16 protein-coding genes are annotated in these 16598 nt (G+C 39.1%); 3 read left to right on the top strand and 13 right to left on the bottom strand.

Going from position 1 to position 16598, the window contains the following annotated elements; all coding sequences use genetic code 11:
* Positions 1 to 16: 16 nt before the first annotated feature.
* Together dsdC and C9J41_RS03950 are read right to left on the bottom strand one after the other, a co-directional pair.
* Entirely contained in the window at positions 17 to 922 is a 906-nt protein-coding gene (gene dsdC, locus C9J41_RS03955; protein WP_107206214.1) for a DNA-binding transcriptional regulator DsdC, read from the bottom strand.
* Positions 923 to 1010: 88 nt separating this feature from the next.
* Positions 1011 to 1610: a TfoX/Sxy family DNA transformation protein gene (locus C9J41_RS03950; RefSeq protein WP_107287134.1), complete on the bottom strand. Its 600-nt coding sequence runs from the start codon at positions 1608 to 1610 to the stop codon at positions 1011 to 1013.
* Positions 1611 to 1915: 305 nt separating this feature from the next.
* Here C9J41_RS03950 and C9J41_RS03945 point away from each other — a divergent pair, with 305 nt between their 5' ends.
* From C9J41_RS03945 to C9J41_RS03935, 3 genes are all read left to right on the top strand, one after another.
* Complete coding sequence (locus C9J41_RS03945; RefSeq protein ID WP_107294242.1) at positions 1916 to 2503, top strand: LON peptidase substrate-binding domain-containing protein; 588 nt, start codon at positions 1916 to 1918, stop codon at positions 2501 to 2503.
* Positions 2504 to 2627: 124 nt separating this feature from the next.
* Positions 2628 to 3551: an HDOD domain-containing protein gene (locus C9J41_RS03940; protein ID WP_107206211.1), complete on the top strand. Its 924-nt coding sequence runs from the start codon at positions 2628 to 2630 to the stop codon at positions 3549 to 3551.
* Positions 3552 to 3774: 223 nt separating this feature from the next.
* Positions 3775 to 4674, top strand: a complete 900-nt coding sequence (locus C9J41_RS03935; protein WP_107206210.1) for a lysine exporter LysO family protein — start codon at positions 3775 to 3777, stop codon at positions 4672 to 4674.
* A gap of 41 nt (positions 4675 to 4715) precedes the next feature.
* Here the strand turns inward: C9J41_RS03935 and C9J41_RS03930 are convergent, their stop codons facing one another.
* The 11 genes from C9J41_RS03930 to fabG all read right to left on the bottom strand — a co-directional run bounded on the left by C9J41_RS03930 (position 4716) and on the right by fabG (position 16579).
* Complete coding sequence (locus tag C9J41_RS03930; RefSeq protein WP_107206209.1) at positions 4716 to 5186, bottom strand: RDD family protein; 471 nt, start codon at positions 5184 to 5186, stop codon at positions 4716 to 4718.
* A 7-nt stretch (positions 5187 to 5193) separates the two neighbouring features.
* The gene (locus tag C9J41_RS03925) at positions 5194 to 6810 is read right to left on the bottom strand and encodes a PTS transporter subunit EIIC (RefSeq protein ID WP_107245929.1); all 1617 of its coding nucleotides are present in this window, start codon (positions 6808 to 6810) and stop codon (positions 5194 to 5196) included.
* An 831-nt stretch (positions 6811 to 7641) separates the two neighbouring features.
* The gene (locus C9J41_RS03920) at positions 7642 to 9150 is read right to left on the bottom strand and encodes a PTS transporter subunit EIIC (protein ID WP_107206207.1); all 1509 of its coding nucleotides are present in this window, start codon (positions 9148 to 9150) and stop codon (positions 7642 to 7644) included.
* 618 nt (positions 9151 to 9768) lie between these two features.
* Complete coding sequence (locus C9J41_RS03915; RefSeq protein WP_107206206.1) at positions 9769 to 10545, bottom strand: TatD family hydrolase; 777 nt, start codon at positions 10543 to 10545, stop codon at positions 9769 to 9771.
* Positions 10546 to 10601: 56 nt separating this feature from the next.
* Positions 10602 to 11564, bottom strand: coding sequence for a DNA polymerase III subunit delta' (gene holB / locus C9J41_RS03910; RefSeq protein WP_107206205.1), 963 nt, complete (start codon positions 11562 to 11564; stop codon positions 10602 to 10604).
* A gap of 1 nt (position 11565) precedes the next feature.
* Entirely contained in the window at positions 11566 to 12195 is a 630-nt protein-coding gene (gene tmk, locus C9J41_RS03905; protein ID WP_107245926.1) for a dTMP kinase, read from the bottom strand.
* Positions 12192 to 13211, bottom strand: coding sequence for an endolytic transglycosylase MltG (mltG, locus tag C9J41_RS03900; RefSeq protein WP_107245924.1), 1020 nt, complete (start codon positions 13209 to 13211; stop codon positions 12192 to 12194). Before mltG ends, tmk begins: the two co-directional genes overlap by 4 nt.
* Complete coding sequence (gene pabC, locus C9J41_RS03895; RefSeq protein ID WP_107206202.1) at positions 13205 to 14014, bottom strand: aminodeoxychorismate lyase; 810 nt, start codon at positions 14012 to 14014, stop codon at positions 13205 to 13207. Before pabC ends, mltG begins: the two co-directional genes overlap by 7 nt.
* Before the next feature lie 111 nt (positions 14015 to 14125).
* Positions 14126 to 15364 (bottom strand): beta-ketoacyl-ACP synthase II, encoded by a 1239-nt coding sequence (fabF, locus tag C9J41_RS03890; RefSeq protein WP_107206201.1) that lies wholly within the window; start codon positions 15362 to 15364, stop codon positions 14126 to 14128.
* Between the two features lie 89 nt (positions 15365 to 15453).
* A complete protein-coding gene (gene acpP / locus C9J41_RS03885; RefSeq protein ID WP_005368712.1) occupies positions 15454 to 15687 on the bottom strand; it encodes an acyl carrier protein in 234 nt (77 codons plus the stop codon).
* A gap of 157 nt (positions 15688 to 15844) precedes the next feature.
* A complete protein-coding gene (gene fabG / locus C9J41_RS03880; RefSeq protein ID WP_107206200.1) occupies positions 15845 to 16579 on the bottom strand; it encodes a 3-oxoacyl-ACP reductase FabG in 735 nt (244 codons plus the stop codon).
* Between the last annotated feature and the right edge of the window lie 19 nt (positions 16580 to 16598).

Genomic DNA, 16598 nt, shown 5'->3' with positions numbered 1-16598 from the left:
TAATATTTAGCAGATCTTAACCAATCTCACTGAATAACCAATCACTAAAAGCTTTTATTTTAGGGGTATTTTGCATGTTATGTCGACACACGACATAATAACTAAAAGGTGAAGGCGCCATCATATCAAAAGGTGTAACTAGCCGTTTTTCCACTAACCTTTCAGCAATAAATGAGTGCCTCCCCATGGCAACACCGATCCCGCATTCAGCCGCTTGTAAAGCCAAATCGGAACGATCAAATGTACATTCCGATTCAGGTAATTGCGTACCGTATTGCTCTGCCCATAGCTGCCATTCATCATTCCGCCCAGCTCTAGCCCATGGCGCAGCATCATGGAGTAATAAACATTGCATTAAACCTTCAGGGTTATCATAAAGATCATTTGTAATAGCATAATCATGGCTACAAACGGGCTGCATCGCTTCATCCATTAATTTACACGAATGCAAACCTTGATATTCCCCTTTACCAAAATAAATCGCGCAATCAAAACTTTCCGTTTGAAAATCAACAAGTTCATTACGGGTTCGCAAATGAATACGTAGCATGGGATAAAGATCTATAAAGGATTTTAAGCGGGGTAATAACCAAGTTTGAGCAAACGTTGGGGGTACAGAAATATTTATATCGCCGCTTAACTCAACATTTTTCAAATCACGTATTTCGTGTGCAATATCGCCAAAGTTCGCAGCTAGCACTTGTTTTAAACGAAATCCCTCATCTGTGAGGATGAGCTTGCGGGGCTGGCGAATAAACAGCTGGACGCCTAATGCTTCTTCAAGGTTTTTAATTTTATGGCTAACTGCACTTTGAGTTAAAAATAGAACTTCAGCAGCACGTGTGAAGCTCATTTGTTCAGCTGCGATAAGAAAACAGTGTAAACCAGAAAGTACAGAACCAGAAAGGTTAGAAAGTTGCATAATACCGCCACATTAAAAATCTAGTAGCAAGCATAACAAGAAAATGATCGGGGCTCAGCTATAAATACTACTCCCCGAATAACGTCAATTAATTAGTTGTACTACGGTATTGCTCAAGCAAGCCTGATTTATACTCGTCAGTTAATAACTGCCAGTGACATCCTTTGACAGCACCAGCAAAAATCCATAACAAATTACGATTGACTTCTTCTCCATGGTGTTCGCATACTTTGCGATAAACATTGACTGCACCCAACTCTAGAAAAGTAGATACATCTAATACACCCGTTCGTTTCACCATTCTTTCAAGCGTTAATCGCATATTGGGTAAATCACGTAAACGTTTATTCGCACCAGACTGTTTAAATGCCTTATCTTTACATGAAAACTCAATCGATTTAGCGACCAATTGATTACAAACCTGCGGATCTTTTTCAAAAAGATCTCTTATTTCGTAATAATTAACTGTTGCCGTTTTGCTTTTCTTTATATGTTTAAATTTCGCACAACCTAACATTATTAACTCAGGATCCAGTTTTTCGCCACCTCGAATATACATAGACGCCGGTGTAACTATCGCAAACATCGCACCGTCTATAAATACTCCAGTTCCACCAAACATGGATCGTTTTTCTTGTTCTCCGAATTTGTTTAAATAATTTAAATAATCTTCCTTTGGTGATGTCACAACTAATTCTCCATAATGTGGTGATAATCAATTATTCCAAACACGTCAAATAACCTAGCCAAACAATAGATTAGATTGTTAATTATTCGACAGAGCAATTGTATGCTCTTAAGCATTGTAGATTAAATAAGCAGCAGCCAAAGATGAGATTACTCGCATATTTTTTGTCGCAAAATAATGTAATCAAACTAGATTTGCAGCATTTATCACGCAAGAATCAATAATGAATTGCATATCTATCATCATTATTATCAGCACCGACTATCTTTAAGGTATTTACAGCAAAAAGAGTATGCTCTGGAGATATGAAAAAAATCCCATTGTTCCCATATGCAAACCACATTCTTCCCGATGGAAGGACACAACTAAAAATTGCACAAGCTCGTCATATTCGTATGGTGAAAGAAGCCCTTATTTCTAAAAAAGGGTTTGTCATGGCAATGATAGATAACGAACGTGAGCACAGTGAAATTAAAGATGTTCCTGCATTAAGTACGCACGTTAAAATTATTGACTTCAACCGACTCGAAGGCGATTTATTGGGTATTACGGTAGAAGGTATCGATCTTCTAAAAATAGAACAAATTAAGATTGAGGATGATAAGCTTTTGGTTGCTGAATGTATGCCTGTTAGCACTTGGGCCCCCTCTAAAACGACAACGAGTAACCAGTGTTTAGCTCAACGATTAAAGCAACTTTATTCTTCTCAACCAGAAATGGAAAGTTTATATCCAACACCATTGTTTGATGATATGACGTGGGTCTGTCAACGCTGGTTAGAAGTTCTACCAATAGAAGTAAAATATAAGCAAATGCTGATTCATCAAAAAACGCCTAATCTGGCCATTCGTTTTTTAATAAAGTTACTTCAAGATAAAAATTTAAACCATTAGTGGGATTAATATCAGTTCTTTATTCATTTATAACCTACTCACTTCAAATAAATTACGTGATAAACTACTCGATAAGGCTATGAAACGATAGAATTTGATTATTACTTTATAAGATTAGTTTTACATGTCGCATTTATCTTTTTTTTGGTTAAAACATAGCCGTGATCATCAAATAAAAGCGTTGGAATCTGAGTTTTGTAACTTAGTAAAACAATCTGCGCAGCAAAATAAGCTGGAGCTTCCTCCAATCCCTGATGTGCTAATGAAGCTACATCAGTTATGTAATGATGATGAAAGCACCATTCATGACGTGGCTGATTTACTACTTGATGATCCCGTTTTAACCGCTACCATTATTCGAACATCTAATACGGTATTATTTAACCGCCGTAATGTTGTCTGTAACGATCTTCTTACTGCGGTCTCTCGCCTTGGATTGTTACGGGTCCGTGATATCGCCACCGCTCAAGCAGTTGCCGAATTACGAAAAGTAAAAACTGAAAACTTCGCGTGTAATCAACTGCTCAGCCAAAGTGCGATTCGCTCACGCCAATTTGCAGGTACGATGGCTCTGATTTGTCAAAGCTTGATAAAGCACAGTGACACCCCCTTAAAAATAGAACCAGAAAAAGCGTTATTAACAGGCTTGCTCGCTGATATTGGTATCTTTAGTTTAATCTACGAATATCTTAATTATATTGAAAACGATAATTACCTAGATATCGATATTGCCAAATATATTTTCAAAGAAACCTGCATGAAAACAAGTTTGATCGTATTAAAAGAATGGGGATTTGATAATGATTATCTTGAAATCGCCTCTAATAAACGACAGCCTTATGGAGAGAATAACGATACGTTGAGTTATCTTGATATCGCCCGTATGGCACACCATTTATTGTTATTTAAGAATAACGATGATGCTATCGACGAAAATGATGTTGAGCTTGACCTTGTAGGAGCTGAAGTTATGTATGAATTGACTAATTTACCTACTCACGAATTTAATCAACGAGTGAAAAACATCGTTCGTGAAAGTGGATTCTGACCTAATCCCCACCCCCTTCTTTTTTTCTTACTTAAAAAGAAGGGGAAACATCCATCTATAAGCCCCCCACTTGCCTATATACTCCTTCTTTATCGCTGTGTTACATTCACTTTCTGTTAAAAATATAAATAAATGAATTCATTATTGCTGGTTATTTTGTGTTATTGAACCAAATCCTCTAGCAAATAAATTACTCACCCTCTGAATATATTTAAGGACTAATATGTTGTCTGGGATTTTACTTATCTTTTTGCCGCTTATTATTGGCTACCTCATCCCTATTCATAATAAAAAGCACCTCGATTTTATTAATGCTCAAACTAGCCGCTTAGTCTTGGTCATTTTGACATTAATGGGATTAAGCTTAGCTGCGCTAGATAATCTCAGCCAAAACTTAAACCAAATCCTTATCTACACCATGACATTTTTCATCTCAATCAGTGTATGTAACCTTGCTGCACTCCCTTTTTTAGACCGTTTATGGCCAACACAAACGTTTGATGGACACCATCATTTACCGATGGCAAAAATGATGATGGAATCGGTTAAATTGGTTTTTGTTGTTGCAGCAGGGTTGATCGTAGGTCTATTACTCAATGTCGATTTGTCATGGGTTGATCAAGCTAGTGAAGCTATTTTATTACTATTACTGTTTTTTATTGGCATCCAATTACGTAATAGTGGTATGACCTTAAAACAAATAGTGCTCAATAAAAAAGGGATGATTATAGCTGCGGTTATTATTAGCACATCTTTTCTTGGTGGGATCATCGCTGCATTTATTCTCGATATTCCACTTAACCATGGCTTGGCTATGGCATCGGGATTTGGTTGGTATTCTCTCACGGGTATTTTAATTGGCGACGGTTTAGGAAGTGTATTTGGTGGTGCCGCTTTTCTTAACGAGCTACTACGTGAAATACTTGCGCTAATATTAATCCCACTCCTTATCCATCGTTATCCCAATACAGCTATTGGTTATGCTGGGGCAACTGCTATGGATTTCACCCTCCCCGTCATTCAAAGTACAGGAGGTGTGCGCTGTGTACCTATCGCTATTGTCAGTGGCTTTATTCTTAGCCTGTTAGTCCCCGTTTTCATTTTATTCTTCTTATCACTATAACTGTGATAAAAAAAAACCGCAGTTTTCACTGCGGTTTTTATTTATCGCTCTACCACTGTTGTATGATTTTTTTTGTCATGCCAAGGTGGATTGGTAAACGTAAGATATTGCACACCAGCATAGAGGGGATATAATCCTAATGTAGCAATACATAGATAAATCTTATCAAACTCACGCTTTAAATAACGTTGCTTTGTTAGCAGCTCATCATCGCTAGATATCACTTTCACACTTAACAAAGCACGTGATAGTGAAGTGCCGAGTAACCGATAACACAACCAGTGATACCCCATAAAGACACCAATAAATAAAGCCATGATGCCGATAATTAACAGTAACAATACTGGTAGCGCCATCGTATCGTTAAGTGATAACGATACTCCTGCACCATTGGTAATATAACCAACCACTGCAAGGAAGATATCTTTGACGATCATTGCAAACATCTGCACGATAGCCATATCAATCATAAATGTACCGACACGTCTGTATTTCAACGAAAAGCTGCTCATTGCCTAATTACTTACCAAGTTTTGAATTGATTTGAGCTTTAAATCCAGCCGCTTGTGCACCGTAGATAGCTTGGATACCCGTACCACCGACTTTTACTAAGCCTTTAGCACCTAAGTTCTCAGTCCAGTATTTATTATCTTTAACAAGCTCACCGTCTTTAACTGTGATACGTAAACGCGTAATACATGCATCAACGTCAACGATGTTATCTTTACCGCCTAGCGCTTCGATCATTTCATCGATTTGGCTGTCATCAGAACCATTCGCTTTTGCTGCTTGGTAATCTTTCTTACGTACAACCGCAACAGCGCTCCCTTTACGACCCGGTGTCTTGATATCAAACTTCAGAATAAACCAGCGGAATAACAAGAAGTATACAGGACCATAAATTAAACCTAGTAGTGGGATGTAGTACCAGTGGTTTTCAGTTCCGGTTAGGCCAGGAAGCATACCAAACAGTGCAAAGTCAATGAAACCACCACTGAACGTCATGCCCACTTTCACATTTAGCAAGTCCATGATCATGAACGATAGACCAGCTAGTGGTACGTGAATAAAGTAGTAAAGCGGCGCAGATAGGAAAAGGAATGTAAATTCAATCGGCTCGGTAATACCCGTTAGGAACGCTGTTAGCGCAACAGAGAACAATAAACCGCCAACCTCTTTCTTATTCTCTTTATCTGCCAATGTATACATCGCGTATGCAGCAGCAGGTAGACCAAACATCATGAATGGGAATTTACCTGTCATGAAGTTAGTTGAAGAGAACTGAGAATAATCACCGTTAGCTAAAGAGCCAAAGAAGATATTTTGTGTCCCTTTATAAACATGACCTGCAATTTCTACAGTACCGCCAATCTCTGTCTGCCATAGTGGAAGGTAGAATACGTGGTGTAGACCAACAGGGATAAGCGCACGTTCAATAATACCGAAGATGAAAGAGGCAATATAACCGTGACCAGATGCAGTCATTTCACCCAGTGTTGCCCCGATAGAACCAAATGCTGCACCGATGTAAGGCCAAATAAATACTAGCGCAATACCGTAGAACAATGCAGAGAATGCACTTACGATAGGAACGAAACGCGCGCCACCGAAGAAACCTAGAAATTCAGGCAGTTTAACGTCATGGTATTTGTTATGCAGAATAACAGTGATACCACCAGCGATCAGACCACCAAATACACCCATACTTAGCGTATTTTGAATGCCTAGTACGTCTGCTAACACACCAGCGTAATGGTTACCCATTAACACAACGGTGTTGTTAGTGGTATCTACCATGCCAGCAACAGAAAGCGTTTTCGCAATTGCAACGTTCATTACTAAGTATGAAATTGTTGCTGCTAGTGCTGCTGCACCTTTTTCAGCACGCGCAAAACCAATAGCAATCGCTAATGCGAACATTAATGGTAGGTTTGCAAAAACGATACCGCCCGCTGCAGTCATAACCTGTAAGAAACTATTTAAAAGTGTTCCGTCTTGCAAAATACCAATGTTGTACGCATCAATCATACTTTGGTTGGTAAAGCTACCACCAAGACCAAGCATAATACCAGCAGCTGGTAATAGCGCTATCGGTAGCATTACTGCTTGCGATAGTTTACTAAAGAAGGCTTTCATTACCTTATCTCCTCGATATGGGATCTAAACTTGTATCAAAAATAATTCAGACTTTATTTGTCTTTGTAACCATTATTTTTATTAATTCAATAAGCGTAGTAATGCACACTCACACGAGACAAGCTCAAATTACCGAGGTAATTGATTGTGATAGTGAACATTTAGCTCCTGAGTACTATATTTACCTGAAATAACATAAACACTAACGACATACCCCCGTAGTCATAATGTTAGTATTCATTCCTTGTTATTTCGGCATAAGTATAAATTTCGATAATTAATATAACTTGATGATTGTCATATTTACTAAAAGATAGTGATGGAAGATTCAGAATATATAATGGCGATCACATCAAAATAAATATATTAAAAAGCAGAAACAAGCCAATAACCAATTGATAATAAATAACTTTTAAACCAATTAATCTATTAATGCCAATAGATTAATCTCTAAAAAGTAACTTATGTAACCAATGTAACATTCGTTAAGTAAATAAAACTATTTATCGTTAGCATAAGTTAATATGGGTTGAGTATTTCGCACACCTATTTTAATTAGAATAGCCTAATATGATTATTTATAAATAAAAATGAGATTAAACGACTATTTTCATTAAAAGTAATGTAAATGAGAAAAATACCAGTGTTGTGGATGATTGAGAGGTTCTTGTTTTTGATATACAGTCCACTTTATAGCTAAGCGATTTCACGTGCAGATCTTTATCACAATTTTAAATTAAATGAAATAACACCTAATTATTTCAAAACGGTTAAAAAAAATCCCGTAATTTTCATTACGGGATTATGAGCATTCAACGAATAAGAATAAACTTATTCTTTATGAGCCGCTTTTTCTTCTGGAGTACGATAGTCAAAGAAGAAAATAAGTAGCATTGGCACAATGAATGCCACTGCAATTGATACTGCATATACCCACATTGGGTGGAATACTGGGATGGTTAGTAACGAAGTAAATGCAAACGCCTTAGTTTTAATACCACCGTATTGAGAACCTAGAATTGCAATTGTTAAACCACCAGCTAGACAACCAGGAAGCATACGTGAGTAAACTTTCTTAAATCGTAAGTGTATACCGTATAGTGAAGGCTCCGAAATACCACCGAATAAACCAGCAGCTAACGCACCAGAAGCTGTCTGACGCATGGTTTTATCTTTTTCACGTAATGAAATTAGTAGTACACCCGCTGTTGCACCGAAACATGCAAAGTTCCAAACACCCATAGGACCTTGAATGAAGTCATAACCCAATGTTTGAATATTCATTAGCATCAATGCATTTAGAGGCCAGTGAAGACCAAGAGGTACAAGGAATGGGTACAGTAATGGAATTAGAATCGCGAACACAAATGGTGCATGTGTATTAAGCCAAGCTAAACCAAGACCTAAGTAAGTACCAATCCAAACACCTAGAGGGCCAATTAGGAACGCTGTAAGCGGAATCATGATAATCAAAGATAAGAACGGCACAAATACCATGTGCAAATTATCTGGAACAATCTTCTTCAGGAAGCGATAAACCACAGCTAATACAGCAACCATGATTAGCGGTACAAATACGTTACCAGAATAATCATTAAGCTGCATTGGTAAACCAAACACATGGGCAACATGAGAGACAGTCCCTAAGGTCGTATCTTTAATCGATGTTGTTGATGCAAGTGAGGTTAGTTTTTGGAAATCAGGCGTCATAAGTGCGCCCATGATTGCAGCGCCCAACCAAGGATCAACCTTCAGTTTTTTCGAGGCATTGTAAGCAACCATAATAGGCAAGAAGTAAAATACTGTATGCCACATTGAGTCAACAAAAACCCAACCTGCAGACTTATCACCTCTAAAGTCAACAATATGAAGGGCGTCTAATACTGCACATAGTGCAATAATTAACGACGCACCTAATAAAATACCTAAAATTGGACGGAACGAATCTGAAAGGTATTCAAAAAAACCATCAACCCAAGCAACTTTCCCTCTTACACCACTAGAGCGCATAGAAGCTTTAATATCATCATTTGATGCATTATCAGCTTTCACTTCATTCGTGCTTGCTGTACCACTACCCGTTTGACTTTCCATCAGTTGCTGTAATGCGCTATGCATAGTCGCAACACCACCACCGATAACAATTTGGTAGCGATCACCGCTTTGAGGAATACACCCCATCACATCAGGAATGGCATCTAATGCTGCTTTATCAACAATAGAATTATCATTTAATTCAAAACGTAAGCGAGTTGCGCAGCAAGACAAGAATTTTATATTGCCTGCACCACCAACTCCTTCAAGGATCTTCTCTGCTGAAGACTTATTGCCATTCGACATAATTTTTTTACCCTTTGATATATCCAAATGTATAACTGCAGAATGTCATTGACACCGACAGAGACACCTGTAATAACTCATTAATTTAATTGGTATAATTAGGATTCAATAATAAATGCTGTCTGCTTTAATTAATTTATCTTTAGCATCTTCTAATAATAAACTGATTAAAGCATTCCTTGAAAGCATTACCCCCCATAATCAATATTGCGCGTTTTTACCCATTTTCTCCAGAATATACTTAAATAACATCAAAAATATAGAACATTGATCACATTAATTAAAGAAAAAGCATTAAATTGCTGATAGTAAAGATAAAAATTCACTTTTTATTAAGTTTCAATGACAAATTTAAAACGGGATGGATACAATGCTTTAACCAATAGTCATCATTAAAAGATCTGTGATATTTATCAATCAATAAAATATCCTACTTCTATATATCCATATAAGTACTATTAATTACGTTTCATTCTATGCTGAATATATACTCAGTTACCTTTGTTACTTTTGTAATAATTAAAAGTGACGATTTATATATATTTACTCTCGCCAACACTTCTAACCAAAAAAAAGAGAAGCCAGCGCTTCTCTTTTTTCACGACCAATCTATCAAAGTTATTTCTTCGCTAAAGGAAATAGCGTAAAGAAATTTTCAGTGGTTGCTCGTTCAACCTCTTCAACGGAAACACCTTTTAGCAACGCAATATATTGAGCAACTTCACGTGTATACGCAGGCTGATTTTGCTTACCTCGGTATGGCATTGGCGCAAGGAACGGTGAATCCGTTTCAACTAACAAACGATCCAGTGGCAATTGGCTCACCACATTTTTCAGATCGCTTGCTGTATTAAATGTTACAATCCCTGAAATCGAAATATAAAAACCAAGTTCAATCGCATCTAATGCCATTTCAAGCGATTCAGTGAAACAGTGTAAAACACCGCCACATTTTTGAGCCCCTTCTTCACGAAGAATACGCATTGTATCTTCACGTGCCATACGAGTATGGATAATAAGTGGCTTATTCAATTCAACCGCGACACGAACCTGTTGGCGAAAGATCTCTTGCTGAAGCTCTGCCGTATCAGGCTGGTAATGGTAATCTAACCCCGTTTCACCAATAGCCACAACTCTTTCATGTTGCGCAAAAGCCTTAAACTGTTCGTAGTTATAACCAGACTCAACATCTAAAGGGTGAATACCACAAGAAGCAAAAATATTTTCGTAAGGGGCGATCATTTCCATCATTTTAGGAAAAGCGGCCAACGTTACACCAACAGAAAGAAAGTACTCTACACCTCTTTCTTTGGCTTTATTAAGTACATCATCAATCCCTGTATGTAACTTATCGTAATCAAGTTTGTCGAGATGACAATGTGAATCAACTAACACGGGCGTTCCTCTTTTATCTCTGAATATGACTATAAATACAAATCTCAATACTACGCTTAATCTTGAATAAAACCAGTTAGCCACTCTACAACTAACAGCTCAATATTCAATCCTGTATGCTGCTCTAATTTACGGTATAGCGTATTAATTTTTCTTGATTGCTCAAGTAACAAAGCCCCCGAAACCTGTGTAGCAACCTGTTGTACTGCCACTAAAGATTCGTTGTGCACAAAACTATTGCTTACACCTTGCTGATACTTAATACAGTCGACTAAAAAATAGCTTAGCCATTTTAATGTAACAATACCGTCTGCAGTACACATCGCGGTAACATCATAGATACCAATATTTGGTGGCTGTAAAAACTCGGCAAAAGCTTTGATCAAATTAGCATGACGAATATTCATACCACTTTCAACAAACGCTAACGTTGACAATGGCGCCCCACTATTAAGGCGAATAGATTCAACGTTAATCGATTGCATTAATTTATGCTCAACCCACTGCTTTACATTTGACTCAGCAGGTATTGGCAAACGCCATTTATTACAACGACTAACAATAGTCGGTAATAAACTATCTAAACTTTGCGCCGTTAGAATAAACTGACAACCTTGCGGTGGCTCTTCAAGCGTTTTTAAAATCGCATTCGAGCCCGCTTCTCCCATTGCATCGGCATGTTCAATTAAAATAACACGCTGACCATTTAAGTGAGAGGTTTCCGTTGCCCAGCGGTTACATTGTCGAACCGCATCAACACCGATTTGTTTTCCTTCTTGTTCAGGCTTAATAACATGAAAATCAGGATGGCTGTTAGCTTCAAATAATTTACAGCTATGGCAAACATCACATGGTTCTGTTTCATTGTTTTGACATAAAACGGTTTTAGCTAACTGGCGCGCGAGGACATCACGGCCACTGCCTTTTACCGCCAACAACAAAATGGCATGATGAAGCCGCTTTTGCTCTAACAACTGTTGCCAATTCTGCCATAACGATTCTTGCCACGGATACAACATGTTATTGCTGCTCCAACCATGCATTCAGCGCAGACTGTAGATCTTCAGTAACTTTTTCTAAACGCTGACTTGCATCGATAATAATGACGTTTGGTTGATTCTCTGATAATTCAAGAAAACGCGCACGCGCACGATGGAAGAAATCGACATTCATTTGTTCGATACGATCTAGCGCACCACGACCACGGGCACGTTGTAACCCCAGTTCAGGCTCGATATCCATATAAATCGTCAAATCAGGACGAAAATCACCCAATACCGTATCACGTAGATTTTCCATTAATGCTTTATCAAAACCACGTCCGCCACCTTGGTATGCTTGGGATGACATATCATGACGGTCGCCAACAACCCACTGACCTTGGTTCAATGCAGGTTTAATCACGTTATCAACCAATTGAATACGTGCCGCATAAAGCAGTAATAATTCAGCCATATCGGTTAATGGCTCATCAGGATGCCCTTCTTTAACCAGTGCCCGCATTTGCTCTGCTAAAGGTGTACCACCAGGCTCTCGCGTTGATGCTGGATCATGAATACCATGCTGTGCCAAGGTCGCGATAACTTGCTTAATCGCAGTACTTTTACCGGCCCCTTCAAGACCTTCGATGACAATAAATTTACCGATCATTGTGACTGTTTTCTTAATGTTTTCAGGTATGCACGAACCGCACGGTTGTGCTCAACCAAAGTTGTAGAGAATTTGTGCCCGCCTTTACCATCGGCCACGAAATAATAGTAATTGCTCTTATCAGGATTAACGGCTGCTAATACTGATGCTTTACTTGGCATTGCTATCGGTGTTGGTGGTAAACCTTTCATGGTATAGGTGTTATAAGGCGTTGGGGTTCTAAGATCTTTTTTACTAATATTGCCTTTATATTTATCACCCATGCCATAAATAACGGTTGGGTCGGTTTGTAAAGGCATCCCTTTGCGCAAACGATTCATAAAGACAGACGCAACCAAACCTCGTTCTGCTGGCACAGCGGTTTCTTTTTCAATAATAGAAGCCATGATCAATACTTGATAAGGATCTTTTAAAGGCAGATCTTTCTCACGTCGCTCCCACGCAGTGGCTAACTCTTTATTCATCGCTAGATAAGCACGTTTCAGTACTGCAATATCGGTAGTACCCGCAGTGTAATGATACGTATCAGGCAGTAAATAACCTTCAATTTTAACGTTATCAATGCCGATCGCTTTCGCAATTTGTGGCTCTGTCATGCCATCAGTAATATGCTTTAATTCAGGCGCAGCTTGGATTTTTTTTAACCATTCACTAAAACGCTCACCTTCAACCAAGGTGATTGAATATTGAAACTCCTTGCCAGAAGCAATCAATGCCAAGACTTCTTGCAATGTTTTATGTGGCTCTAGACCGTAAGTTCCTGCCTTAATATCCGTTAAAGAGGGATCTAACTTTCCCACCCAGCGCGTCCATTGTGATGCCTTGATCACTTTATCTTGTACAAGCTGATTGATTAACCCTCTAAACGATGTCCCTGGTTTAACTGTTATCATTACCTGCTCAGTATTAATAACGGGCAGATTTAGCTCGTTCTTCACTTGAGTATACGCCCAACCAGCAGCACCTGCCGCTAGGGCAGCAAGAATGAAAACAATAAGAATCAACTTCTTTAACACGTATATAGCCTCTTTTGTAATACGTCGAGTAGTGACTGTTGTTGATAATAGGTAGAGTCAATCGCCATTATTGGCACTAACTCCATTAACGCATTGGTTATAAATACTTCATCAGCACAAAGCAAATCTGCCAGAGAATAATCACCTAATTCTAACGTATATGGCAACGTTGAAAGCAATGTAATGACATGTCGACGCATGACACCTTCAACTCCAGATCCTATTAATTCTGGCGTATAAACAACACGCCCTTTACGCCAGAAGATATTAGATGCTGTTGTTTCAATAACATGATCATTGGTATTGAGCACCACAGCATCCAACCATTGTTTATGTTCGACTTCTTGTTTTAAGAGTACCTGTTCTAATCGATTTAAATGCTTCATCCCCGCAAGCATTGGACTGTAACCCAGTTGCTGCTGACAAACCCCCAGTATGATGCCATCTTTCTGCCATTGCTTATAATGGGTAGGCCAATTGAAAGCACTAAAAATAACTGTCGTGTCATCGCAGCCCGTTGGGCTATACCCCCTACCGCCGCCACCTCGGCTGATTAATATTTTTATCCCACCACGATCAGTGAAAGATTGAGCGAGTTTTTTAGCCTGTAGAAAGACTTGATCCCAATCAGGTTCATTAATCGCTAACCTGCGCAACGTTTGTTGTAATCGTTCAAGATGAAACCGCCATAACAACAGCTTTCCCTGTTTAACGCCTATTGTCGAAAAACAGCCATCTCCATATTGTATAGCACGATCCGTTATTGCTAACTCTCGTTGTTTCTGACTGTTAATAAACGCCATCGATTATCCTTTTTATGATAAAAAACAGCCCAATACCTACAAAGATATCGGGCTGCTAATCATATCAGGTTATCAAGCGATTTTCCTGATGCTATTTAGAGGCAAATGTAACTACATTTTCTTAAATAGTAGAGAACCGTTAGTACCACCAAAACCAAATGAGTTACACAATGCGTACTCTAGATTTGCTTGGCGGGCTTCACCTGGAACATAGTCAAGATCACAACCTTCACCTGGATTATCCAAGTTAATTGTTGGTGGAACCACTTGATCTACTAAGCTTAGAATAGTGATGATTGATTCTACAGAACCTGCAGCACCCAATAGATGACCTGTCATTGATTTTGTGGAAGAAACCATAACGTTATCAACTGCGCTACCCATAGCACGCTTGATACCTAATGTTTCAGCAACGTCACCTGCTGGTGTCGATGTGCCATGCGCATTAATATAGCCAATTTGGTCTGCATTAATACCCGCATCACGGATACATGCTTCCATTGCTAGCGCGCCACCTGAACCATCTGCACTTGGTGAAGTCATGTGGTAAGCGTCACCACTCATGCCAAAGCCTACAAGCTCAGCATAAATTTTAGCGCCACGTGCTTTTGCGTGTTCATACTCTTCTAGCACGATAACACCCGCACCATCACCTAGTACGAAACCGTCGCGATCTTGGTCCCATGGACGAGAAGCCGCTTGAGGGTCGTCATTACGCGTAGATAGTGCTTTTGCTGCTGCGAAACCGCCCATACCTAATGGCGTTGATGCTTTTTCTGCACCACCAGCAACCATCGCATCTGCATCGCCGTAAGCGATCATACGCGCTGCATGACCAATGTTATGAAGGCCAGTCGTACATGCGGTAGAGATTGCGATATTTGGACCACGTAGACCGTACATGATAGACATGTGTCCAGCGATCATATTTACAATTGTTGAAGGAACAAAGAACGGGCTAATTTTGCGCGGACCTTTTTCCATTAAAGCTTGATGGCCAACTTCAATTAGACCTAAGCCACCAATACCAGAACCGATAGCAACGCCAATGCGTGCTGCATTTTCTTCAGTAACTTCAATACCTGAATCTTTGAAAGCTTGTACGCCAGCAGCAATGCCATACTGAATGAATAAATCCATTTTGCGTGCATCTTTCTTGGACATGTAATCTTCGCAATTGAAGTCTTTGATCATGCCGGCAAATTGAGTAGCAAATGCGCTTGCATCAAAATGTTGGATAGTACTAATACCACTAGTGCCTGACTGTAAAGCTTTCCAAGAAGATTCAACAGAATTACCAACCGGGGTAAGCATACCCATGCCAGTTACAACTACACGACGCTTAGACACGATTAATTTCTCCGGGAATTGAGGATAAAACAGGAAATTAAAAAAAAACAGGCGGTCATAAAGACCGCCTGGATATATTCATTTTTATATTACTGTGCGCTGTTTACGTAGTCGATTGCAGCTTGAACAGTAGTAATTTTTTCAGCTTCTTCGTCTGGAATCTCTGTATCGAATTCTTCTTCAAGTGCCATTACTAGTTCAACTGTATCTAGTGAGTCTGCACCTAGATCGTCAACGAAAGATGATTCGTTTTTAACTTCAGCTTCGTCTACGCCTAGTTGCTCAACGATGATTTTTTTTACGCGTTCTTCGATGTTGCTCATACTAATATATTTCCTTAACAAGAATTCGCTAATGCGATTTGCTGTAGTTTATTCATTACGACAAAAGTTGCAACACTCATAGTGCTGGTCAAACCACGATTTTATCATAAAACTAGGTCAGTTTGACTTGCGTCATTAAGTATTGCAAATCTTTTGATTAAATCATGTACATACCGCCGTTAACGTGCAAAGTTTCGCCCGTTACGTAAGCAGCATCATCTGAGGCTAAAAATGCAACCGCTGCTGCAATTTCGCGCGGATCACCTAAACGACCAGCAGGTACATTTGCAAGTGTTGCTGCTCGTTGGTCATCATTTAACGCTTTAGTCATATCTGTTTCGATAAAACCTGGAGCGACTGCGTTAACTGTAATACCACGAGAAGCTACCTCGCGTGCCATGGATTTTGTGAAACCTAATAGGCCAGCTTTTGCTGCTGCGTAGTTCGTTTGACCCGCATTACCCATAGTACCCACAACAGAGCCAATACTGATGATACGACCATTACGTTTTTTCATCATTGCACGCAGTACCGCTTTAGAAAGGCGGAAGATAGATGTTAGGTTCGTATCAAGGATATCTTGCCATTCATCATCTTTCATGCGCATCAATAGATTATCACGAGTGATACCAGCATTGTTCACCAAAATGTCAACATCGCCAAAATCTGCTTTAATCTGTTTTAAAACTGATTCAATAGACTCAGGTGACGTCACATTTAGAGCAAGACCTTTACCTTTATCACCAAGATATGCACTGATAGCTTCAGCACCACTTTCAGATGTTGCAGTACCAATAACTGTTGCGCCACGCTCTACTAAAATTTCAGCAATTGCACGGCCGATACCACGGCTTGCACCTGTAACTAGTGCAACTTTACCTTCCAGGCTCATTGTAAATCCTCTTTAAAGC

This window comes from Photobacterium sp. GB-50, from assembly GCF_003026755.1.
In the GTDB taxonomy this organism is placed as follows: Bacteria; Pseudomonadota; Gammaproteobacteria; order Enterobacterales; family Vibrionaceae; genus Photobacterium.
The sequence above is the reverse complement of the archived record's forward strand: the minus strand, read 5'-3'. Positions and strand labels throughout refer to the sequence as shown.